Origin of the sequence: Xanthomonas sp. fls2-241-TYG-148, assembly GCF_030208815.1 — a bacterium.
Taxonomy (GTDB): domain Bacteria; phylum Pseudomonadota; class Gammaproteobacteria; order Xanthomonadales; family Xanthomonadaceae; genus Xanthomonas; species Xanthomonas campestris.
Window position 1 is genome coordinate 359,234 of sequence record NZ_JARVTE010000003.1, and the last position, 21,667, is coordinate 380,900.

Consider the following 21,667-nt stretch of genomic DNA (forward strand, 5'->3'; position numbering starts at 1 on the left):
GCTCAGTCGCTGGCCGACACCTTGGCATCGGCATCGACGCCGGCGCGCGGATCCGGATACGGCGAAGCACCGCCATCGGCGATGAAGCGGTCGATCCGCGCTTCCAGCACCGGCAACGGCACCGAGCCGGTCTGCAGCACCGCATCATGGAAGTGGCGCAGGTCGAACTTCTCGCCCAGTGCCGCCTCTGCCTTGCGGCGCAGCTCCAGAATCTTCAACTCGCCCAGGTAATACGACAGCGCCTGGCCCGGCCAGGCGATGTAGCGATCCACCTCGGTGGTCACTTCGTGCTCGCTGAGCGCGGTGTTGTCGCGCAGATACGCGATCGCCTGCGCACGCGTCCAGCCCTGGTGGTGGATGCCGGTGTCGATCACCAGCCGGCAGGCACGCCACATCTGGTAGGTGAGATAGCCGAAGCGGTCGTACGGCGTCTCGTACATCCCCATTTCCTGGCCCAGATATTCCGAGTACAGCGCCCAGCCCTCGCCATAGGCGGAGATGTAGCTGTAGCGGCGGAACTCCGGCAGATCCTGCGCTTCGGCGGCCAGCGGCATCTGCAACGCGTGGCCGGGCGAGGATTCGTGCAAGGTCAGCGCGGTGAGGTTGTACAGCGGGCGCGATGGCAGGTTGTAGGTGTTGACCAGATAGATACCCGGCCCACCGCGGCCACCGGTGTAAAACGGTGCCAACTCCGGCGGCACCGGCTCGATGGCGAAGCGTTGCCGCGGCAGGCGGCCAATATAGTCGCCCACCTTGGCGTCGACGCGCTTGGCGATCCAGGCCGCCTGCTTGAGCAGCTCCTCCGGCGTCTTGGCATAGAACTGCGGATCGGTGCGCAAGAACTGCAAAAACGCAGGAAACACCGCCTGCCCGGCTGGCGGCTTGAAGCCGCTGGCCACGATGGTCTGGTCCATCTGCGTGCGCAGCTTGGCCACTTCCTGCAGGCCAATCTGATGGATCTGCTCCGGGCTCAGATCCAGCGTGGTGAACTCGCGGATCTGCGCGCGGTAATAGGCCGCGCCGTCGGGCAGCGCTTCGCCGGCCAGAGTGTCGCGGGCGCGTGGCTGGTACTCCTCGCGTATGAAGCTGAGCAGCCTGGCGTACGCCGGCACCACGTGTTGGGCGATGACCTGCAGCGCCTGTTGCCGCAACTGCGCCTGCTCGGCGGCCGGCAGGGTCGCCGGCATCTGCTTGAACGGTGCGTAGAACGGGTTGGCCTCGCCCTTGGCCTGCACCACATCGGCAATGGACTGATCGCGCCCGGTCAAGGTGACCCTGGGCTGGCTGAAACCACGCGCCAGGCCGGCGCGCATGTTATCGGTCTGCTCACCGAAGTAGCGCGGAATATCCGCAAGCATCTTCAGATAGCGCTGGTAGTCCTGGCGCGTGCGCAAGGTGGCCTCGGCACTGAAGCCCAGGTCGCTCCAAAACGCCGAATCGCTGTTGAACGGCATCTCCCAGGCGCGGAAGTGCTGCTGGTCCAGCAGCACGTTGAGCTGCTGGCGATACACCTGCGCGTTCACCTGATCCTCGGCCGAGAGCTGCGCCATCGGAATCGCATCCAGCTCCCTGAGCACCTGTTGCCAGTACGCGGTGCGCATCTGCTGCGTGGCCACGTCGACCTTGGGCAGGTGATCGGCCGGCCCACTCTGGGTGGCCTGGTTGTCTTCGTCCACCGCACCCGCCAGCTGCGCCTGCCGCCAGCGCCATTCGCGCGTGTACAACGCCTTGAAGCGCTGCGCAGCGGACGTCTGCACAGCCGACGCCGGCGCCGACGCCTGCACGGGCGCAACCACGCTGCACAGGCTGGCTGCGATCACGCTGCTCAGGACGCTGGCGCGCAACACGGTCAGCGCGCTCATCCGCGTGCATCCCGCGTGGCAATGGCCGCTTTCGATTGCACGATCCACGCACGCACGCGCTGTTGCAGCATCGCCAGCGGCATTGCGCCACCACCCAGCACCGCATCATGGAAACCACGGATGTCGAAATGCGTGCCCAGTTCTTTTTCGGCTTCGGCACGCAAGGCCAGGATCTGCAACTGACCCAGTTTGTACCCCAGCGCCTGGCCCGGCCAGACGATGTAGCGGTCGGTTTCCGACTGGATGCTCGGCTCGTCGTCGGACGGATGCGCGTGGAAGAAATCCACCATCTGCTGGCGGTTCCAGCGCTTGTAGTGCACGCCGGTATCGAGCACCAGGCGATTGGCGCGCAGCAACTCGCCGGAGAGCCGGCCATAGTCGTTGTACGGGTCCTTGAAGAAGCCGATGTCCTTGCCCAACCGCTCGGCATACAGCGCCCAGCCTTCGATGTAGGCGTTGTAGCCGGCCTGCTGGCGGAACGGCGGTAGCGGCAACGTCTGCGCAAGCGAAATTTGCAGGTGATGGCCCGGCACGCCCTCATGGTAGGCGGTGGTTTCGATATTGATCAGCGTGCGGCTGGCGTAGTCGCTGGTGTTGACCTTCACGATGGCCGGCTTGCTGCCTTCCGGATTGCTCTGCCAATACTCGGCGCCCGGTGCGGTCCGCCGGAACGCCGGCATCGCCTGCACCTCCAGCGCAACCGTGGGCAGCTTGCCGAACAACTTGGGCAACTCCGGCTGCATCGCGGCGATGTACTGCCGGTATTGCTGCAGGATCTGCTCGCCGGATTTGGCGAAGTGGCGTTTGTCGGCGTCCACCGCCTTGCGGAAGCTGGCCAGGTCCCGGTAGCCCTGCGCCTTGGCGATGACGGCCATCTCGCCTTCGATGCGCGCCACCTCCTTCAAGCCGATCTGATGGATTTCCTCCGGCGCCATGTCGGTGGTGGTCTGGGTGTGGATGGCGTAGCGGTAGCGGCGCTCGCCATCGGGCAGCGACCAGATGCCTTCCTGCGCACGCCCTTGGGCGGCGTATTCGTCACGTACGAATGCTGCCAGGCGGGTGTAGGCGGGCCTTGCCTGCTGGTCGATTGCTGCAATCAGTTGTGTGCGTAACGCAGCGCGCTGGTCGGCCGGCACCGCGCCGTCGAGCTTCTTCAATGGCGAGGCAAACGGGCTCTGCGCGCCCTGCATCGCTGCGATCTTGTCGATCTGCTCCGGCAGCCGCTCGAGCAGGTAGCGCGGCTGCACCAATCCGTCCTTCGCCCCCTGGCGCGACACCGCGATGACCTGGTCGATCACCGTGGGGACCGCCTTCAGCCGGGTGATGTAGTCCTGGTAGTCCTTGGCGTTCTCGAACGCAAACGCATCGCCGTACCCGGCCAGCGCCAGCTGGATACCGCCGACCGGCTCCAGCGGCATTTCATAGGTTTTGAGGTCGAGCCCTTCCAGCCGGTCGCGCAGCTGGCCAAGCATCATCTGCAGGCTGAGTTTGCGTTGCTCGTCCAGCGCCTTGGCGTCGACCGCCTCGAACTTGCGCAGCAATGCGGCGGTGGCAATGCGCTCGGCCTGCGCGGCCTCCAGCGAATAGTCGCTCCAGCGATCGTTGTAGCGCTTGTCGCCGATGATGCTGGCAAATTCCGGGCTGTGCTGCAGCTGGTATTGCCATTGCTGATCGAGCAACGCATCGAAGGCTTTGGCCGCCTGCTCGTTGGTGGGTGCAGGCGCTGCGGCGGCGGCGGTGCTTGCACCGGGCGTTGCCGGTTTGCAGGCAGTGAACAGCGCAGCGGCAAGCAGGCTGACAACGACAGGGCGCAACACGTTCATGCATTCACTCCAAGAAACGCGACCCACCGGCACCGTAGGAGCGCGCTTGCGCGCGATGAAGCTGTCCGGGGAACGCCCCATCGCGCGCAAGCGCGCTCCTACGACATCCAGGTCATTTTTGCGCTTGGCGGCCGCCAGATCAGTGCAGCTACGCAAAGTAGACAACGCAGCGGCAAGCAGGCTGACAACAACAGGGCGCAAAACATTCATGCATCCACTCCAGGAAACGCGACCCACCGGCACCGTAGGAGCGCGCTTGCGCGCGATGAAGCTGTCCCGGTAACGCCCCATCGCGCGCAAGCGCGCTCCTACGACATCCAGGTCGTCTTTGCACGTGGCGCCCGCCCGATCACTGCAGCGGTGCAAGGTAAACAGCGCAGCGGCAAGCAGGCTGACAACAATAGGGCGCAACACGTTCATGCATTCACTCCAAGAGACGTAGCTCACCGGCACCGTAGGAGCGCGCTTGCGCGCGATGAAGCTCTCCCGGTAACGCCCAATCGCGCGCAAGCGCGCTCCTACGAGATCAACCGGACCATGCCGGTCACCGCACCAGCGCACTGCGCGCGCGTGCTGGCTCATGCAAACGGTTGATCGATCGCCACCGACGGCGGCGTGAACCACTGCGCGCCGGTGTCGGTGACATAGAAATGGTCTTCCAGGCGCACACCGAACGCGCCCGGCACCACGATCATTGGTTCGTTGCTGGCGCACATGCCCGGCTGCAATGGCTGGCGATTGCCGCGCACCAGATACGGCGCTTCGTGGATCGCCAGGCCGCAGCCATGGCCGGTGCGGTGCGGCAACCCGGGCAAGCGGTAATCCGGCCCCAACCCGGCCGCCTGCAACACCTCGCGCGCCGCCTGGTCAACCGCCTCGCACGCCACGCCCGGGCGCACCGCGGCAAACGCGGCCGCCTGCGCGGCCAATTCCAGCTCCCAGATACGCTGCTGCGCGTCGCTGGGCGTGCCGTAGATCCAGGTGCGGGTAATGTCGGAGTGGTAGCCCTGCACGGTGCAGCCGGTATCGATCAACACCAGCTCGCCGGCCCGCAGATGCTGCACGCCGGGGATGCCATGCGGAAACGCGGTGGCGTGCCCGAACTGCACGATGCAAAAAGTGGAGCCGTTATCGGCACCCAGCGCGCGGTGCGCCTCGTCGATGAAGCGCACCAGTTGGTCAGTGCCGATGCCTTCGTGCGCAATGCCGGCGGCCAGCCGCTGCACCAGCAAGGTCATGTCGCAGCCCTGCTGCATCAACGCCAGCTCCGCCGGCGATTTGCACATGCGGCAGCCATCGATGATGGCGCCGGCATCGCGGATCGCGGTGCCCAGGTGCGCGCGCAAACCGGTGTGCACCGCAAAGGCGATGCCCGGGTCCAGCGCCAATGCATGCGCATGCTGCTCATCCATGGCCTGCACCACCAGCGCATACGGGTCTTCGTGCTCTTCCCACAGGTGCTTGCGCACCGGGAGTTGCAGCACCGCATCCAGCGAGCCTTCTTCAAAGGCCGGGCAGATCAGCACCGGGTCGCCCTCGGTGGTGAGCAACAGCGCCACCAGCCGCTCGCTGGCGCCCCACGGCACGCCGCTGAAATAGCGCAACGAGGTGCCCGCGCCGATCAGCAAGGCATCCACGCCCTGCGCGCGCATCAGCACGCGTGCGCGCTCGATACGCTGCTGGTATTCGTCTACGCCGATCGGCGCTGCCCGCTGCGTCCACGGCGCCAGCTGCGCACGGGCCTGCTCCAGCGACATCCCGCCGATCTGCGTGCTCATGCATGCGCCCCGAGGTCGGCGCTGCTCCACTGCCCATCCACCAGGCGTGCCACACCGCCCGGGTTGCGCTGGCGCAGCTCCACCGGCAGCAGCGCATCCGGCACGGCGTCATAGCTGTGCAAGGCGGCAAACCGGCGGATTGCACCCGGCATGCCCACAGCGGTGAAGCCCGGATGCCCGGTGCTGGGGAACGGCCCACCATGATTCTGCGCGGCGCTTACCGCCACGCCGGTCGGCATCTTGCTGTTGATCAGCCGGCCCACGCGTGCGCGCAGCACCGGCGCAATCTGTTGCCAGGCGGCATCGTCACTGCCATCGCTGGCGCGGTACAGCGTGCCGGTGAGGTTGCCTTCGAATGCGGCGGCCACTTGCGCCATCTGGGCGCTGTCGCGCGTGCGCACCAGCAGGCTCACCGGGCCAAAGGCTTCGGTCTGCAGCGCGTGCGGCGCGGCGATGAAGGCGTCTGCTTCCACGCTGAGCAAGGTTGGGGCATAGCGGTAGCCGCCCTCGCCCGCCGCTGCCCCGGCCAGCACCTGGGCACCGGCCGCGCGCAAGGTCTCCACGCCGCGGTGCACGCCATCCACGCCGCCTTGCGAAAACAGCACCATCGGTGCGGCGCCGACAAAGTGCGCGATGGCCGCGGCCACCAGTGCATCGCCCGCCTCGCCGTGCGGCACCACCAGCACGCCGGGATTGGTGCAGAACTGGCCGCTGCCCAGCGTGCACGAGGCGAAGAATTCCTGTGCCACTGCGGCGCCGCGTTCGGCCACCGCGCCGGGCAGCAGGAACACCGGGTTGACGCTGGACAACTCGGCGTAGAACGGCACACCGGCGGCATCGGCGGCGGCCTTCAGCGCCAAGCCACCGGCACGGCTGCCGGTGAAACCAATCGCACCCAGCCGTGCATCGCCGGCCAGGCGCAGGCCAAGCGCGTTGTCGAAGTGATACAGCAACTGCACCGCCGCGGCCGGCAGCCCGGCAGTCAACAGCGCCTGATGCGCCAACTCGGCCATGCGCTGGCTGGTGGCCGGATGCAGCGGATGCGCCTTGGCGATCACCGGGTTGCGCGCCGCAATTGCCGAGGCGAAGTCGCTGCCGGCAATCGCGTTGAACGCAAACGGAAAGTTATTCGGCCCGAACACCAGCACCGGCTTGCCCAGCGGCGCCAGATGCGAGCGCAGATCGGCGGCGGTATCGATGATGGGGTGCGTCCAGCTATAGCTGCGCACCGCCTGGGCGGCCTGGCGTAGCTGCCCGCTGGTGCGCGGCAGTTCGTTGCCGCGCAAACGCGTGGGCGCCGGCAGGGCGGTTTCGGCATGGGCCAGCGCCACCAGGGTGTCGGCATCGGCGTCCAGCGCATCCGCGTACGCGTCCAGAAATGCAGCAATCCGTTCGGCCGGTGCGGCGGCAAGTTCGGCAGCCACCGCGTGCGCCGCCGCAACAGCGGTGTCGATATCGTCGGCACCGCTGACCGGGAACTGCGGCCCGATCGCCTCGCCGGTGGTGGGGTCGGCAGCGCGAAAACTGCCGGCGGCATCGCGGCTGGCTTGCCATTGGCCGGCCAGCAGCACGGGTTGGTGAGTCTGGGTCATCGCGGCACCTTCGGTTGCGTGGAATCGCCCGCACGCAGCACGGGCGATCGAACAGCGGATGAGGGTAACGCGCCTGCGGCGTGCCACCCGTTTGTGAACCACCACCGGCACCGGCCCATGCAACGCAGCACGCATCGCGGCTGCGTCAAACAGGGCCGCGCGACGGCAGCGGCGCGTGCTCAGTGCAGGCTGGGCGCGGTGGCGATGGCGTGGTCGATCACCTTCAGCGCTGCCTCGCGCTCGGCACCGTCCACCACCAGGCGTGGCGCGCGAACACGCTCGCTGCCCAGGCCCACCTTTTCCTGCACCAGTTTGATCAGCTGCACGAACTTGGGCACGGTGTCCAGGCGCAGCAGCGGCAGGAACCAGTCGTACAGTTCCTTGGCTGCGGGGTAACCGCCGTCGCGCGCCAGCTCGAACAGGCGCACCGACTCCTTCGGATACGCATTGACCAGCCCGGCGATCCAGCCCTTGGCGCCCATGCTCAGGCCTTCGACGATGGCATCGTCCATGCCGACCAGCAGCGCCAGGCGATCGCCCAGCAATTCCTGCAGCGCGGCGAAGCGGCGCACATCGCCGGAAGATTCCTTTACTGCCTGCAGATTGGGGAATTCGGCCGCCAGCTCGGCGATCTGTGCCGGGCCGAAATCGGTCTTGTAGGCCACCGGGTTGTTGTAGAGGATCACCGGCAGATCGGTGGCCGCGATCACCGCACGCACATGCGCGCCCATCTCGCGCCAGTCGGTGGAATACACGTACGGCGGCAACACCATCAGCCCGCCGCAGCCCAGTTCCTTTGCCGCTTTTGCCAGCGCCACCGCCTCGCCCGTGGCCAGGCTGGCGATGCCCGGCACCACCGGCACGCGGCCCTGCAAGGCCGTCACCAACGTCTTGAGGATGGCGAGCTTGTCGTCCACGCTCAAGGTGGCGGCCTCGCCCAGCGAGCCCAGCGGCACGATCGCGGTGCAACCGGCGTCCACCAGTTGATTGGCGTGCTTGCCCAGGAAGTCGTGGTCGATGTCGCCGTTGGCGGTGAACGGGGTGGTGATGGCCGGCAACACGCCGTGCCAGAACGCAGCAATGCTCATGGATGATTCCCTTGCGAGTCGGAAGTGAAGGAGTCGGCCAGCGCCGCGAGGCGGACCGGGAACAACGGCGGCCGGCGGCCGGCGTCGGTGGAAAGTGCGGGCAGGCAGCGGCCCAGCTCGGACAGCGCGCTGCCGCAGATGCGGCCCTGGCAGGCGCCCATGCCGCAGCGCGAGGCCAACTTCGCATCGCGTGCATCGTTGAACGGGTCCAGCGCGCCCAGCGGCACGTCTTCGCAGCGGCACACCAGCGTGTCCGGTTGGGCCAGGCGGTGAATGCGCGGATCAAGCGCGAAGTGCTGCTGCAATAGGGCGGCGAAGGCACGCGCCTTGAGCCGTTGCGGTTGCAGGTGTTGCGCCGCGTCCGGCACGTCGGCGGCCATGTGCCCGGCCATCGCACCTTCGATCAATGCGCAATCGCGCCCGCCGATCCCGCAGGCTTCGCCAGCGGCAAACACCTGCGCCACGCTGGTGCGCAGCAGCGCGTCCACATGCACCTGCTGGTGCGCACCGCACGGCTCCAGCTGGCAGCCCAGCAACTGCGCCAGTTCGACATTGGGCACCAGCCCGTATCCCACTGCGAGCTGATCGCAGGCCCTGCGGCTGCGCCCGGCAGGGCCGTCGATCTCGACTTCGCGCAGTTGGCTGTCGCCATGTGCCGCAACCACCACGCTGCCGCTGCGGTAAGCCACCGCATGCAGTTGCAGGCGCAGTGCCACTGCCTGCGCGGCCTTGCCCGGCCAGCGCCACAACTGCAGCGCGAAGCCGCGCAGCGCCGCCGCGCTGGCTTGTTCGTAAATGCCCAGCACCTGCGCGCCGTGCCGCTGCAAGGTGGCCGCGCTGGCCAGCAGCAACGGCCCGCTGCCGGCCACCAGCACACGCTTGCCGCGCACCGGCCAGCCTTGCTTGGTCAGCGCTTGCGCCGCACCGGCGCCGGTCACGCCGGGCAGTGTCCAGCCGGGGAACGGCAGCATCAGTTCCCGCGCGCCGGTGGCCAGCACCAGCGCGGCGTAGTGCAGTTGCACGCTGCCCTGCGCGCCATCGGCCAACAGCCAGCCCGGTTGCGCCAGCACGATCTGCAGCCCGGTGAGCAGCGTGATCGCCGCATCGCCGGCCACCTGCGCCAGCAGCGTGCGTGCATCGGCCGGCGCGCCGTGCTGCACGTCGCTGCGCCACACCTGCCCGCCTGCGCGCGGCTGCGCGTCCACCACGCCTACCTGCACGCCGTGGCTGGCGGCCGCCCGTGCCGCCGCCAGCCCGGCCGGGCCGGCGCCGATCACCAACACATCGAAATGGCGCACCCGCTCAGCCATCGGTGCGCACCTGCATGCCATCGCGCGCGTCCACCATGCACGCACGTTGCTGGCCGATGCCGTCGATGCGCACCCGGCACTCGAAGCACACGCCCATGCCGCACAGCGGTGCGCGCGGCTGACCGCTCGCCGACTGGCGAAACTGCAGCGTTGCCTGCGCCACGGCGGCCGCAACACTGGCGCCCAGCGGCACCTCCACCGGCTGCGCATCCACATGCAGGCGCACCGTGCCGCTCATGCCGCCACGCCCTGTACCGCGCGCGCGGGCGCATAGGGCGCCGGGTCGATCGCCGGTGTGCGCCCGAGCAGGCTGTCCACGATCACCCGTGCGCTCCCCAGCGCCGTGGTGACCCCCAAGCCCTCGTGGCCGGCCGCCACCCACACATCGCGCCGGCCCGGCACCGGCCCCAGGTACGGCCGGCCATCCGCGGTGGCCGGGCGCAGGCCGGTCCACACCCGGATCGCCTGCAGCTCGCGCAGTACCGGCAAATACGCGAAGGCGCGTTGCAGCATCTGCTGCAGGATCGGCATCGACAGCGTGCGGTCGTCCGCGCCGTATTGGCGCGAGGAGCCGATCAGGATCTGCCCGGTCGGCCGCGGTTGCACATTGAAGGCCACGCTGCTGTCGTCGGCGCCATGTGCGGAATCCGCATAGCCCAGTTCCAGCAACTGATGCCGGATCAGGCCCGGATGGCGGTCGGTGATCACCAGATGGCCCTTGCGCGGGCGCAGCGCCAGTTCGGGCAGCAAGGCGGGCAAGGCGACGCCGCTGGCGACCAGCACCGGGCCGGCCAGCACCTGCCCATCGTCCAGACGCACGCCGCCGGCCTGCAGCTGCTCGACCTTGCGGCCGGCGAACAAGCGCGCGCCTGCCGTGCAAGCCAGGCTTACCAGATGCCGCGCCACCCGCGGCGGATATACCACCGCCTCGTCAGGCACGCGCATGCCACCGGCCAGGCCGGGCACCAGGTGTGGCTCCAGCGCATAGAGCTGCGTGGCATCGATCGCTTCGGCACGCAGGTCGGCGGCGGCCAGCCGCGCAATCTTGGCCGGCACTGCCGCCAGTTCGCGCGCATCGCGGGCCACCCACAGCGTGCCGCACCGGCTGAATTCGGCCTCGCTCAATTCGGCAAACCGCTCCCACAGGCGCAGCGAATACGCCGACAAGGCCAGCTCGGCGGGGTCGTCATCCATCGCCACCAGGTGCCCCATCGCCGCGGCGGTGGAGCCACCGCCGATCGGCCCCGGTTCCACGATCGCCACGCGCAAGCCCTCGGCGGCGGCGGACTCCGCGCAGGCCGCGCCAACGATGCCGGCGCCCACCACAATCAGGTCGTAGCTGCGGCGCGTTGAAGCGGCCGTGGCGTGCGTGTCGCTATGTGATGGCGGTGCGGCTTCGGGCACGGCAATCGCCGCAGCAGGCGCTGCGCCGGTACTGCCCTGCGCGCGCGGTGGCGGCTGCATCAGGCCACGATGCCCCAGGCGAATGGGTCGGCCGGGTCGATCAGCAGTTGCGACCGCGCGGTGATGAACGCATGCCCGCTGATCCGCGGCGCAATGCCACGCCCGCTGTGCCGGTAGCTGCCTTCGAACGCACTGCCCAGGATGCCCTGCTGCAGCCAGCGCTCGCCTTCGGCCAGCTTGCCGTCGGCGGCCAGGCAGGCCAGCTTCGCACTGGTGCCGGTGCCGCACGGCGAGCGGTCGTAGGCCAGGCCGGGGCACAGCACGAAGTTGCGTGCCGCGCCGCTGCCGTCCGGGGCCACGCCGCTGATCTCGATATGGTCGATCTCCCCACCCGCCTCGCCGGTGATGCCGGCCGTTTCCAGGGCCAGGCGGATCGCTTCGGTGTAGGCAGTGAGTTCGCGCTGCTGGGCCAGGCCCAACGCGCACGGCGCCTGCTCGGTGATGAAGAACCAATTGCCGCCCCAGGCCACGTCGCCACGCACGCGGCCATGCCCGGGCACGTCCACTTCCACGCCGGCGGCGTGGCGGTAGCTCTCGACGTTGTCGATCGACACCGTGCCGTCGTCGGCCAGCGCCACGCCCACCGTGCCTACCGGCGTCTCGATGCGGTGCTGCCCCGGCGCGATGCGGCCCAGTTCGGCCAGCGTGCGCACCACGCCGATGGTGCCGTGCCCGCACATGCCCAGATAGCCGACATTGTTGAAGAAGATCACCCCGGTGCAGGCGCTCGGGTCGCGCGGCGGCAGCAACAAGGCGCCGACCATGGTGTCCGAGCCGCGCGGCTCGCAGGCAATGGCACTGCGCCAGTGGTCGAAGTCGCTGCGGAAGCGCTCGCGGCACTGCGCCAGGTCGCCATCGCCCAGGTCGGGGAAGCCGGCCAGGACCACGCGGGTCGGTTCGCCTGCGGTATGGGAGTCGATGACGTCGATGGTGTGCATGCCGCCATGCTCCCATCCACGGCGCGCGGGCGACTAGCGCGCAATGCGAGGCGCAAATGCGGAAATCCGCACAATCGCCAACCTGATTCACAGCCGCGCGTTTGCGCTAGGATCGGGGTCGGGCCGCGCCTTTCGCGCGACCGTCAAATGCGACCGCCACGATGACTCCGATGGACCTCAACCTGCCCGCGCTGGAAATGCAGACGTTGTTCGACGCGCTGCCGGATGTGGTGTTCTTCATCAAGGATGGCGAAGGCCGCTACACCCATTGCAACCTCACCCTGGTGCGCCGGCTCGGGCGCAAGCTGCGCAGCGAGATCATCGGCCGCTCGCCGCTGGAGGTATTCCCGCTGCCGCTGGGTGGCAGCTACATGATGCAGGACCGCCGCGTGCTGTGTGGCGAGCTCATCGACAACCAGCTGGAAGTGCACCTGTATCCCAATCGCCTGCCGGGTTGGTGCCTCACCTTCAAGCGCCCGTTGTGCGAAGGCGACGAGGTGATTGGCGTGGTCGGCATTTCGCGCGATCTTGGTCAGCCGGACAGCCGTCACTCGGCGTACGAGCGCCTGAGCCAGGTGATGGACCACATGCAGGCCAACTTCGGCGACAACCTGCGCGTGCAGGCGCTGGCCGACCTGGCCGGGTTGTCGGTGGCGCAGCTGGAACGGCATTTCCGCCGCGTGTTCCAGGTGACGCCGCAGCAACTGCTGACCAAGTTGCGCATCGAATCGGCGATGCGCCTGCTGTATGGCGACGACAGCATTGCCAGCATCGGCCAACGTTGCGGCTTTGCCGACCAGAGCGCATTCGCGCGGCAATTCAAGGCCACGGTGGGCATGACCCCGCGCGACTACCGGGCGCTGAAAGGCCAGCTCTAAGATCGCGGCGGCACGCCGTGAGGGCGTCTGCCGCAGATGCAGAATTCGGCAGGATTGCAGCCGGCCCGCGAAGCCCGTGGCGCTGGCTGCGCTGGCTGCGCTGAAGGACGCGTCAAGGGCCGGACCGGGCCCGGATGGTAGAATTCCGCGTTTCCCCTACTGCGTTGCCAATGGCCAGCTTCTTCCGTCGCAACAAGCCAACCACGCCCGACAGCTCGCGGACCTCGCGCTACAGCCTGGAAGAACTGGCAGCCGCATTCCCCACGGCGCCATCGGCTGCCACGCCAGCCGCTCCGCCCGCGCCCGCCCAGGCACCGCCCGCCAGCGCGCCGACCACACCGGTAGCGCCGGTTGTACCGCCCAGCACGCCGGCTGCAGAAACGCCAACGCCTGCAGCGCCGGCCGCACCCGCTGAACAACTGGCGCAGGACATCGCCGCACGCACCGGGCAGACGCAGAGCATTGCCGCGGTACCTAGAGCACCCACCGCGCCGCCCGCCGCTGCGCCCTCGGCGCTGCAGGCATTGCCGGATCCGGTTGCGCCGAGCGCGCCTGTCACCGCCACGCCCGTCGTTGTGGTGCCTACGCCGCAGCCGCTGCCACAGGCCGCACCTGCTGCACCGCTGCAAGCGCCGACCCCGGCAGTCACGCCAGCCACGCCGGTAGCCACGCCGCAGGTGGCGGTACCGCCCGTAGTGACTGCACCGGCTGCGCCTGCGGTGCCTGCAGCGACACCGCTCGCCGCATACGCGCCAGTCACGGCAGCGCCCCTGGTCACCACACCGGTGGCTGCGCCCACGCCGGTCGTGCAGGACAGCGGCATCGACACGCGCGACAGCCTGCCTGCCGCGCCGGCCGGCAAGCCGGGCTGGCGCGAGCGCCTGCGCAACAGCACCTTTGCGCGCAGCTTTGGCGGCCTGTTCTCCCGTAACCCCAAGCTCGACGACGACCTGCTCGACGAGATCGAGACCGCACTGATCACCGCCGACGTCGGCATCGGCGCCACCACCGCGCTGGTCGAAGGCCTGCGCAAGCGCATGAAGTCGCGCGAGTTTGTCGATGCCCAGGCCATGTTCAAGGCCTTGCGCGCCGACCTCATCGCACTGCTGCAGCCGGTCTCCAAACCGCTAGTGATCGACCGCTCGGTCAAGCCGTTCGTGGTGCTGACCGTCGGCGTCAACGGCGTCGGCAAGACCACCACCATCGGCAAGCTCGCCAAGCGCTTCAAGGACGACGGCCACAGCCTGATGCTGGCCGCCGGCGACACCTTCCGTGCCGCCGCGGTGGCCCAGCTGCAGGCCTGGGGCGATCGCAACGGCGTGGCCGTGATTGCGCAGGGACAGAACGCCGATGCCGCTTCGGTGGCGTTCGACGCGCTGCAGGCCGCCAAGGCCCGTGGCACCGAGGTGCTGATTGCCGATACCGCTGGCCGCCTGCACACGCAGACCGGGCTGATGAACGAGCTGGGCAAGATCCGCCGCGTGCTCGGCAAGATCGATGCCGCTGCGCCGCACGAAGTGCTGATGGTCATCGACGGCACCACCGGCCAGAACGCCATCTCGCAGCTGCGCCAGTTCCACGCCGCCGTCGGCGTCACCGGCCTGGTGGTGACCAAGCTCGATGGCACCGCCAAGGGCGGCGTGGTGTTCGCACTGGCCCGCGAGTTCGGCATTCCGATCCGTTTTGCCGGTATCGGCGAGCGCCCGGAAGACCTGCGCGTATTCGACCCGGAAGCGTTTGTCGATGCGCTGCTGCCAGAAGCGCTGGGCAGCTGATTCCACGCCTGCTGCAGTGCTGCACGCATGCAGCACTGGCGCTGGGGTCCAGATGGCTGCGCGGATGCATTCACCGCGCTGCGTCTGCACGGGCCAGGCGTGGCTGCGGGATCGCGCTAAAGCGGCCACCTTCAGCCGTTGCAGCGGGAGGCGCTGCGGGAGGCGCCTCTGGCGCAGCGCAGGTTTGCCATCTGCAGCGCGTGATCGACCCTGCAGCGCCTGATCGACAAAGTACCGGCGTGGCAGCGGCATCAAGGGCCGCCGGACGTGCAGTTAGCCGCATGGCGCGATGCCTATCCACCCTGCAAACATGCACCTTGCTGCGCTGTTGAGTGCCGAGATCAAGCCACCGACGCCTACACTGCACGATGGTGGCTCTGAGCAGCACAGCGTGAGACATGCAGCCGCATGCGCAATTAAGCCACTGCCGCACCTCTGCAACCAACCGCCTTGACCCTTCGCCTTCCCACGCCAGCAGACCCCATGCCCGCACCCGCCACGCTCACCACCGATGCGTTTGTCGACCGTCTGCTGCACTGGTTCGATGGCCACGGCCGGCACGACCTGCCCTGGCAGCATCCACGCGCGCCCTACCGGGTGTGGTTGTCGGAAATCATGCTGCAGCAGACCCAGGTCGCGGTGGTGATCCCGTACTTCCAGAAGTTCGTCACCAGCTTCCCCACCCTTGCCGATCTGGCCGCCGCCGACAACGACACGGTGATGGCGCACTGGGCCGGGCTGGGTTACTACGCGCGCGCTCGCAACCTGCATGCGGCCGCCAAGCAGTGCGTGGCCTTGCATGCAGGCGAGTTGCCGCGCGATTTCGATGCGCTGCTGGCGCTGCCCGGCATCGGCCGCAGCACCGCCGGCGCGATCCTCAGCCAGGCCTGGAACGATCGCCTTCCAATCATGGATGGCAACGTCAAACGCGTACTCACGCGCATCCACGGCATTGCCGGCTATCCCGGCTTGCCGGTCGTGGAAAAACAGCTATGGCAGCTGGCGGCGAACCATGTCGCACACGTGCCCGCCGGCCGCCTGGCCGACTACACGCAGGCGCAGATGGATTTCGGCGCCACGCTGTGCACGCGCGCCAGACCAGCGTGCATGGTGTGCCCGCTGCAGGACAACTGCGTGGCGCGCCGCGAAGGCCTGGTCGAGGCACTGCCCACGCCCAAGCCCGGCAAGCAATTGCCCGAGCGCGAGGCCACCGCGCTGCTGCTGGAAAACGCGCACAACGAGATCCTGCTGCAACGCCGCCCACCCACCGGCATCTGGGCATCGCTGTGGACGCTGCCACAAGCCGAAACCGACAGCGACCTGCGTGAGTGGTTCGCCGCGCATATCGATGGCGATTACGACCGTACCGATGCGATGCCCATGATCGTGCACACCTTCAGCCACTACCGCCTGCACCTGCAGCCATTGCGCCTGCGCAAGGTCGCGCTGCGCCAGGTGCTGCGCGACAACGACGACCTGCGCTGGGTGGCACGCGCAGACCTTGCAACGCTGGGTCTGCCGGCGCCGATCCGCAAATTGCTCGACGCGCTGTAAACGCGCGCCGCACGACAACCACGTGCGCAGGCAACCGCGGCTCGGCTTTGACAGGACACGGGCTTACACTGGCACTCCAGCGCACCGTGTGTTGGTTGAGCCCTGCACACTTGCATCGCCCATACCACGCGCGCCCCATACAAGGAACTTTGCATGTCCCGCACCGTGTTCTGCCAGTACCAGCAATGCGACACCGAAGGCCTGGATTTTGCGCCGTATCCGGGCGAGCTCGGCCAACGCATCTTCGCGCAGATTGGCAAGGCCGGCTGGCAGGCCTGGCTTGCGCACCAGACCATGCTGATCAACGAAAACCGGCTCTCGCCGCGTGACCCCAAGCACCGCGCCTTCCTCGAGGCGGAACTGCAGAAGTTCCTGTTCGAACGCAACGCCGACAAGCCGGAAGGGTATGTCGATCCGCTGGGTGAAGAGTGAGCACGGCAATGCGCTGATGTGGCTGCAGCGTGCGTCCGACCCGGTAGTGCCCACATGTTCGCGCTGAGGCGCTGTGGTGCATCGCCACTGCCGCCGACCAGCGGGCTGACATCATGACTCGCCGGAGTAGGCGCCCACGCTCAGTCCTGCGGAGCCTGTTCGGCTTCCGCCTCCGTGCGCTCCTGCATCCTGGCCTCGCGTAATTGTTTCTCCGAGGCACGGATCGCGTTGACGTCGAGCGGGCGAATCGTCTCGATGCGGCACGGAATACGGATCATCCCCGGGCCACCGAGCGCAATCACATTGTCGAAGCGCGCACTCACCTGACCAAAGCGCTGCGTGATCGCAATGGCCGGCGCATACCCCAGCTCGTTGCAGCTCGCGCGTAGTTCCAGCAAATACGCCTGATTGGGGCGCGTCCACACCGCCAACGCGCTGCCGCCCAATGCGGTCCAGCCGGCCAGACTGTTGCCATAGCGGAAATCGCGAACCGGCGCACCGGCGTTGGCGCGGTACAGCTGCAGGCGCTCTTCGTCAGACAGGCGCCCGGTGGCGCAGCCAACCAGACTCAGCAGGGCGATGACCATCCAAATGAATTTGTGCATGGGACACCTCGGCAATGACGCCTGAGCATGCCCCGCCGGATGTCATGCCTGGCTGAAAGTGCGCGCGTGCCTGGCCACGCGTTCACGGATGGGCCACTGCCGGGCACTCCAGGCCGCGCCGGCACCTGCACGTATTCAACCAACGCCGGTGGGACCATCCAGCAACATGCGAATGCGCTTGAGCAATTCCTTCTGCGTGTACGGCTTGTTGACCACGTCGAACTCCGCGCCGCCCACATCGGTGCGCTGGATGCTGGCATCGGCATAGCCGGTGGTGAGCAATACCTTGATCTTGGGCAGCATCCGCCGTGCTTCGCGCGCCAGCACCACGCCGTTCATGCCGCCCGGCATGATCAGGTCGGTGAACAAGGCGTCCACTTCCGGATGCTGCTCCAGCACCTCGATTGCTTCGCGCCCGCTCGACGCGGACAGCGCGCGATAACCGGCACCTTCCAGGAACATCTTGGCCACCACCGCCACGTCCTCCTTGTCTTCCACGATCAGGATGGTTTCGTTGCCGCCCTTGTCCAAGGCGCGGTTCTTGGTGGACGGCAGCGCGTTTTCGTAATCGCTGGAGGCGGGAAAATACAGCCGCACCGTGGTGCCTTCGCCCACTTCGCTGTAGATGCGCACGGTGCCGCCGGATTGCTTAACGAAGCCATACACCATCGACAAGCCCAGGCCCGTGCCCTGCCCCTCTTCCTTGGTGGTGAAGAACGGCTCCATGACCCGGCTCACCACTTCCGGCGGCATGCCCGAGCCGCTGTCGGTCACCGCAATGCTTACGTAGCGGCCCGGCGCCAGCTGGTGATACATCGACAGATCGTGGCTGGTGATCTCCACATTCTGCGTCTGCACCATCACTTCCTTGCGCTCGGCATTGGCCATGGCGTCACGCGCATTGATCAGCACGTTCAACAGCGCTACTTCGGCCTGCGTCGTGTCGATCTGGCAATTCCACAGCCGTTCTTCCAGCGCCTGACGAAGGGTGATGCCGCCCCCCAGCGCGCGCTCGGCCATATTGTTCATGCCCGACACCAGGCCATTGAGATTGACCACCCGGCCACGCAATTTCTGTTTGCGCGAAAACGCCAGCAATTGCTGGGTCAAGGTCGCGGCCTTGGCCGCCGCCGCGGCGGCGTGCTCTGCACTGACCGCAATGCGATCGGGGCTGCCGCTGCCGTTGCTGACCATCATCTGGATGAATTCCAGATGCCCGGACATCACCTGCAGCAGGTTATTGAAGTCGTGCGCAATGCCGCCGGTGAGCTGGCCCAGCGCTTCCATCTTCTGCGCCTGGCGCAAGGCATCTTCGGCGTCACGGCGGCGGCTGACGTCCAGCTGCGAGCCAAAGAAGTACACCAGCTTGCCGGTGTCATCGAAGACCGGAGAAACGAACAGCGCATTCCAGAATGTCGAGCCGTCCTTGCGGTAATTCAGCACTTCAGTGGCGAATTCGCGGCGGTTATCGATGGCGTCACGCACATCGGCCACGGCCTGGCGATCGGTCTCCGGACCCTGAAGGAAGCGGCAGTTGTTGCCGATGATTTCGTCGGCAGCGTACCCGGTCATTTCCAGGAAGGCCCGGTTGGCGAACACGATCGGGTTATCCGGCAGGTATGGGTCGGTCACCGTCATCGGCATGCGCGTGGTTTCCACCGCAGCAAAGAAGATGTCCGAGCGATGCTTGCTGACCGGAAGCGTCTGCGATTCGCCAATCAATGGCGCCCGTGGCTCTCCGTAACCGGAATCGTTCAAGTGCGTGCTCTCCGCGGGGCCATTCCCGTGGCGCTAGTTTAGACGAGCCCGGTGAGGCCCCCATCACATCCGTGAGCCTTTCCAGACCGGCAAATGACCGCGATGCAACCTTTGATTGCAGCCGAACGTAGCTGCGCCCGGGTGACTGCCCGGCGCCCTCGCTGCGGAGCGTGTGGGCAGCCGCGATGCGGTAAATTGCCGGCCTTGTCCGGCGCGCGGCGACACGTATCCCCGCCGTGCGCCGTCACTGCGGCGCCATCTTCGAGAACACATTGATGACCACCGCACCGGCCACGATCAGCGCCATGCCCAGCATGGCCGGCAGATCCAGCCGCTGGCCATGCACCAGCCGGGCCACCAGCGAGATCAGCACGATGCCGGCCCCGGACCAGAGCGAGTACGCGATGCCGACCGGGATCACCCGCAACGTCGCCGCCAGGCAATAGAACGCCACGGCATAGCCGAGCACGGTCAGCAGCGACGGCCATCGCCGGGTGGAGCCTTCGCTGGATGTGAGCGCCGCCGTCGCCATCACCTCCGCAACGATTGCCACCCCCAGAAACACCCAGTGCTTCATCCTCGTCTCCACGCCTTCACTGCCGCGACCATAACGGCAGCCACCGGCTTGCACGCAATCGCCGGGCTGTGTGCCATTGCCGGCACGCACCGCGCGCGCTAACGCGCCACGGTCGGGTTTGCCGTAGCATGCGCGTGCACCACGCAGCTCCTGCGTCTCGTCCGGCCGTTCTGGCGCCGTTGCGCGCTCTTCTCTCTCCGCCGGCCTGCGCGCCTGGCGATCACGCGACGCGACCATGCCGGGCTATCAGACCCAGATCCATGCGCTGACCTTCGGGCAGCACACCTTCAGCATCCGTGCGTTGGCTGACAAACAGCAGTACGCAGACCCCGACCAGACCGCCGCCGATGCGGGGATTTCCTCGGCGCAGTGGAGCCTGTTCGGCCAGGTCTGGCCCGCCGGCCAGCTGTTGGCCGAAGCGATGGCCACCCGGCCGGTGGCCGGCAAACGCATTCTCGAACTCGGTTGTGGCCTGGGGCTGGCCAGCCTGGTGTTGCGCCGCCGCGGCGCCGACATCGTGGCCAGCGACCATCACCCGCTGGCCGAAGTCTTCCTCGCCTACAACGCTGCGCTCAATGCGCTGGAATCGGTGCCGTACCGGCGCCTGGACTGGGATGCGGGCGCGGCGGACATGGGCCAGTTCGACATGATCATCGCCAGCGACGTGCTCTACGAAACCCGCCACGCCACCTTGCTGGCCAAGCTGATTCCCGACCTGGCCAAACCGGCCTGCGAGATCGTGATCAGCGACCCCGGCCGCGGCAATGCGAACAGCTTGTCGCGCATGCTGGCCGACATCGGTTTTTCATTGATTGCCGGCGAACGCCAAGCCTCGGTGCACGTTGCCAAGGCGCCGCGCCTGTTTGTCTACCGGCGTGGCGCAGAGCCGCGCCAACCGGCTGGCTGAGCCGCGCGACCACGCTGCGGGCTCGCCGCACGGCGCAGGCGCCGGCCACACACCGGCGCTGCGCAGACAACGCAGCAAACGCGTCGCACACGCCGATGCCAAGCACGGCACTCGCCCGCGGATCACGCCATCACGTTAGCGCGACACTAGCCACCGATGGGGCTGTAGGCAGACAGTGTCACCGGCTTGCGCGGGTCGGCCTTGATCACCTCGTGCCGGCTCAGGCGCAGCGCCTCGCCATCGCGCTCTGCGTCCGGGTTGGTCACCCAGTCTTCGATGATGCGCACATGGAACAGCACTGCACGCTGCGTGCGGTCGTAGCGGAAGGTGATGTAGTCGGTCCAGTGCTGGCCGCATGCAACGCCGTTCTGCACGGTGAAATACGCGCCCTTGGCCACCAACCCCTGGCCGTCGTAATCGAACGGATCGCACTGCCCGCCGTCATCGGCCTTGAAGATCACCTGCGCGTTGCGCGCGGCTTCGACAAAGCGGCCATCGGCCGTGTGCATCAGGACCAGCAACAGCCGCTGCGGTGCATCCTTGCCCGCGGCAATCTGCGCTGCTTCGTCGGCGCGCCGCAACGCCAGCAGGTAATCGCGCCGGCCATCGCCATTCACATCCGCATCAACCGCCTGGATGAGCGTGTAGCCGGCAGGCAGGTGCGCGCTCAGCTCGGGCGACAGCGCCGCTGCGGCACAGGGGCCGGTTGCCATCGCCGTTGCCAACACCATCGCTGCTGCATGACCTCGCATCTGCATGCTCATCCATTTCGTTCCGGGCGTGCAGCATAGCCGGCCGTGCAACTGCGTGTGCGTCTGGGCATGCGCGACCGAACGCGGACGCATCCGTCGACATGCCTACGCGCCAGCGATCGCCATCGCCCGTTTCTCGGCAGTGAAGAAAAATCGTCAAGTCCGCTTATCCGCTCACGTGCGATTGGCGCATCGCCGACGTGCGTTTTATGCAGGCGGCGCGATGCTCTGCCCCGCACCACGCAAACGCGTGCGTGCATTCCCCAAGCCACGAACCAAGAGAACTCTCCATGGCAAATCAGAACCAAAACCAGGGCGGCACCAGTAACCGCGGCTTTGCTTCGATGGATGAAGACAAGCAGCGGGAAATCGCCTCCAAGGGCGGCAAGGCAGCCCATCAGAGCGGCAACGCACACGAATTCAGCTCGGAAGAAGCACGCGAAGCCGGCAAGAAGGGCGGCCAGTCCAGCGGCGGCGGCAATCGCTGACCGCGCGGCGCTTCCGGAGGGCCATGCGCTCTCCGGAAGCGCTCACGGTGTATGTCATTGACCTGAGACCGGGCGCCTGAGAGCGC

At 67.5% G+C, this 21,667-nt stretch carries 19 protein-coding genes; 6 read left to right on the top strand and 13 right to left on the bottom strand.

Annotation, left to right across the window (positions count from 1 at the left end):
* Window positions 1–2: 2 nt before the first annotated feature.
* From QRM60_RS06790 to QRM60_RS06830, 9 genes are all read right to left on the bottom strand, one after another.
* The gene (locus QRM60_RS06790) at window positions 3–1,862 is read right to left on the bottom strand and encodes a DUF885 family protein (protein ID WP_161962716.1); all 1,860 of its coding nucleotides are present in this window, start codon (window positions 1,860–1,862) and stop codon (window positions 3–5) included.
* Window positions 1,859–3,685, bottom strand: coding sequence for a DUF885 family protein (locus QRM60_RS06795; protein WP_285445848.1), 1,827 nt, complete (start codon window positions 3,683–3,685; stop codon window positions 1,859–1,861). Before QRM60_RS06795 ends, QRM60_RS06790 begins: the two co-directional genes overlap by 4 nt.
* A 578-nt stretch (window positions 3,686–4,263) precedes the next feature.
* Window positions 4,264–5,463, bottom strand: coding sequence for a Xaa-Pro peptidase family protein (locus tag QRM60_RS06800; protein ID WP_115556279.1), 1,200 nt, complete (start codon window positions 5,461–5,463; stop codon window positions 4,264–4,266).
* Window positions 5,460–7,055 carry an aldehyde dehydrogenase family protein gene (locus tag QRM60_RS06805; RefSeq protein ID WP_115556280.1) on the bottom strand — a complete coding sequence of 532 codons (1,596 nt, stop codon included), beginning with the start codon at window positions 7,053–7,055 and terminating at the stop codon, window positions 5,460–5,462. Before QRM60_RS06805 ends, QRM60_RS06800 begins: the two co-directional genes overlap by 4 nt.
* Before the next feature lie 179 nt (window positions 7,056–7,234).
* The gene (locus QRM60_RS06810; RefSeq protein ID WP_274341917.1) at window positions 7,235–8,143 is read right to left on the bottom strand and encodes a dihydrodipicolinate synthase family protein; all 909 of its coding nucleotides are present in this window, start codon (window positions 8,141–8,143) and stop codon (window positions 7,235–7,237) included.
* Entirely contained in the window at window positions 8,140–9,453 is a 1,314-nt protein-coding gene (locus tag QRM60_RS06815) for an FAD/NAD(P)-binding oxidoreductase (protein WP_238595467.1), read from the bottom strand. The genes QRM60_RS06810 and QRM60_RS06815 overlap by 4 nt, the downstream gene beginning before the upstream one ends.
* Entirely contained in the window at window positions 9,446–9,691 is a 246-nt protein-coding gene (locus tag QRM60_RS06820) for a 2Fe-2S iron-sulfur cluster-binding protein (RefSeq protein ID WP_075287654.1), read from the bottom strand. Before QRM60_RS06820 ends, QRM60_RS06815 begins: the two co-directional genes overlap by 8 nt.
* Complete coding sequence (locus QRM60_RS06825) at window positions 9,688–10,917, bottom strand: FAD-dependent oxidoreductase (RefSeq protein ID WP_285445849.1); 1,230 nt, start codon at window positions 10,915–10,917, stop codon at window positions 9,688–9,690. Before QRM60_RS06825 ends, QRM60_RS06820 begins: the two co-directional genes overlap by 4 nt.
* Window positions 10,917–11,855 carry a proline racemase family protein gene (locus QRM60_RS06830; RefSeq protein ID WP_076054824.1) on the bottom strand — a complete coding sequence of 313 codons (939 nt, stop codon included), beginning with the start codon at window positions 11,853–11,855 and terminating at the stop codon, window positions 10,917–10,919. Before QRM60_RS06830 ends, QRM60_RS06825 begins: the two co-directional genes overlap by 1 nt.
* A 161-nt stretch (window positions 11,856–12,016) precedes the next feature.
* On the opposite strand from QRM60_RS06830, the gene QRM60_RS06835 reads away from it, so the two are divergent.
* The 4 genes from QRM60_RS06835 (at window position 12,017) to QRM60_RS06850 (ending at window position 16,494) form a co-directional block, all read left to right on the top strand.
* Window positions 12,017–12,733: an AraC family transcriptional regulator gene (locus QRM60_RS06835; protein ID WP_011037558.1), complete on the top strand. Its 717-nt coding sequence runs from the start codon at window positions 12,017–12,019 to the stop codon at window positions 12,731–12,733.
* Between the two features lie 170 nt (window positions 12,734–12,903).
* Entirely contained in the window at window positions 12,904–14,508 is a 1,605-nt protein-coding gene (ftsY, locus tag QRM60_RS06840; RefSeq protein WP_161962718.1) for a signal recognition particle-docking protein FtsY, read from the top strand.
* Window positions 14,509–14,991: 483 nt separating this feature from the next.
* Window positions 14,992–16,062, top strand: a complete 1,071-nt coding sequence (gene mutY / locus QRM60_RS06845; RefSeq protein WP_285445850.1) for an A/G-specific adenine glycosylase — start codon at window positions 14,992–14,994, stop codon at window positions 16,060–16,062.
* Between the two features lie 153 nt (window positions 16,063–16,215).
* Window positions 16,216–16,494 carry an oxidative damage protection protein gene (locus tag QRM60_RS06850; protein ID WP_011037561.1) on the top strand — a complete coding sequence of 93 codons (279 nt, stop codon included), beginning with the start codon at window positions 16,216–16,218 and terminating at the stop codon, window positions 16,492–16,494.
* Between the two features lie 140 nt (window positions 16,495–16,634).
* Here QRM60_RS06850 and QRM60_RS06855 read toward each other — a convergent pair whose 3' ends face one another.
* The 3 genes from QRM60_RS06855 to QRM60_RS06865 form a co-directional block, all read right to left on the bottom strand.
* Complete coding sequence (locus tag QRM60_RS06855; RefSeq protein ID WP_161962719.1) at window positions 16,635–17,099, bottom strand: DUF6491 family protein; 465 nt, start codon at window positions 17,097–17,099, stop codon at window positions 16,635–16,637.
* A 135-nt stretch (window positions 17,100–17,234) separates the two neighbouring features.
* Window positions 17,235–18,857 (bottom strand): hybrid sensor histidine kinase/response regulator, encoded by a 1,623-nt coding sequence (locus QRM60_RS06860; protein ID WP_225042075.1) that lies wholly within the window; start codon window positions 18,855–18,857, stop codon window positions 17,235–17,237.
* A 244-nt stretch (window positions 18,858–19,101) separates the two neighbouring features.
* Complete coding sequence (locus tag QRM60_RS06865) at window positions 19,102–19,434, bottom strand: SMR family transporter (protein ID WP_115557413.1); 333 nt, start codon at window positions 19,432–19,434, stop codon at window positions 19,102–19,104.
* Between the two features lie 235 nt (window positions 19,435–19,669).
* On the opposite strand from QRM60_RS06865, the gene QRM60_RS06870 reads away from it, so the two are divergent.
* Window positions 19,670–20,341: a methyltransferase domain-containing protein gene (locus QRM60_RS06870; protein WP_225042074.1), complete on the top strand. Its 672-nt coding sequence runs from the start codon at window positions 19,670–19,672 to the stop codon at window positions 20,339–20,341.
* Between the two features lie 146 nt (window positions 20,342–20,487).
* On the opposite strand, the gene QRM60_RS06875 is transcribed toward QRM60_RS06870, so the two are convergent.
* Window positions 20,488–21,105: a hypothetical protein gene (locus tag QRM60_RS06875; RefSeq protein ID WP_193589175.1), complete on the bottom strand. Its 618-nt coding sequence runs from the start codon at window positions 21,103–21,105 to the stop codon at window positions 20,488–20,490.
* 278 nt (window positions 21,106–21,383) lie between these two features.
* On the opposite strand from QRM60_RS06875, the gene QRM60_RS06880 reads away from it, so the two are divergent.
* A complete protein-coding gene (locus QRM60_RS06880) occupies window positions 21,384–21,581 on the top strand; it encodes a KGG domain-containing protein (protein WP_014508120.1) in 198 nt (65 codons plus the stop codon).
* The last annotated feature ends 86 nt before the right edge of the window (window positions 21,582–21,667 follow it).

Coding starts and splice junctions, on each gene's coding strand:
- QRM60_RS06790 (WP_161962716.1), bottom strand. CDS start 1,862: ATGAGCGCGCTGACCGTGTTGCGCGCCAGCGTCCTGAGCAGCGTGATC.
- QRM60_RS06795 (WP_285445848.1), bottom strand. CDS start 3,685: ATGAACGTGTTGCGCCCTGTCGTTGTCAGCCTGCTTGCCGCTGCGCTG.
- QRM60_RS06800 (WP_115556279.1), bottom strand. CDS start 5,463: ATGAGCACGCAGATCGGCGGGATGTCGCTGGAGCAGGCCCGTGCGCAG.
- QRM60_RS06805 (WP_115556280.1), bottom strand. CDS start 7,055: ATGACCCAGACTCACCAACCCGTGCTGCTGGCCGGCCAATGGCAAGCC.
- QRM60_RS06810 (WP_274341917.1), bottom strand. CDS start 8,143: ATGAGCATTGCTGCGTTCTGGCACGGCGTGTTGCCGGCCATCACCACC.
- QRM60_RS06815 (WP_238595467.1), bottom strand. CDS start 9,453: ATGGCTGAGCGGGTGCGCCATTTCGATGTGTTGGTGATCGGCGCCGGC.
- QRM60_RS06820 (WP_075287654.1), bottom strand. CDS start 9,691: ATGAGCGGCACGGTGCGCCTGCATGTGGATGCGCAGCCGGTGGAGGTG.
- QRM60_RS06825 (WP_285445849.1), bottom strand. CDS start 10,917: ATGCAGCCGCCACCGCGCGCGCAGGGCAGTACCGGCGCAGCGCCTGCT.
- QRM60_RS06830 (WP_076054824.1), bottom strand. CDS start 11,855: ATGCACACCATCGACGTCATCGACTCCCATACCGCAGGCGAACCGACC.
- QRM60_RS06835 (WP_011037558.1), top strand. CDS start 12,017: ATGACTCCGATGGACCTCAACCTGCCCGCGCTGGAAATGCAGACGTTG.
- ftsY (WP_161962718.1), top strand. CDS start 12,904: ATGGCCAGCTTCTTCCGTCGCAACAAGCCAACCACGCCCGACAGCTCG.
- mutY (WP_285445850.1), top strand. CDS start 14,992: ATGCCCGCACCCGCCACGCTCACCACCGATGCGTTTGTCGACCGTCTG.
- QRM60_RS06850 (WP_011037561.1), top strand. CDS start 16,216: ATGTCCCGCACCGTGTTCTGCCAGTACCAGCAATGCGACACCGAAGGC.
- QRM60_RS06855 (WP_161962719.1), bottom strand. CDS start 17,099: ATGCACAAATTCATTTGGATGGTCATCGCCCTGCTGAGTCTGGTTGGC.
- QRM60_RS06865 (WP_115557413.1), bottom strand. CDS start 19,434: ATGAAGCACTGGGTGTTTCTGGGGGTGGCAATCGTTGCGGAGGTGATG.
- QRM60_RS06870 (WP_225042074.1), top strand. CDS start 19,670: ATGCCGGGCTATCAGACCCAGATCCATGCGCTGACCTTCGGGCAGCAC.
- QRM60_RS06875 (WP_193589175.1), bottom strand. CDS start 21,105: ATGAGCATGCAGATGCGAGGTCATGCAGCAGCGATGGTGTTGGCAACG.
- QRM60_RS06880 (WP_014508120.1), top strand. CDS start 21,384: ATGGCAAATCAGAACCAAAACCAGGGCGGCACCAGTAACCGCGGCTTT.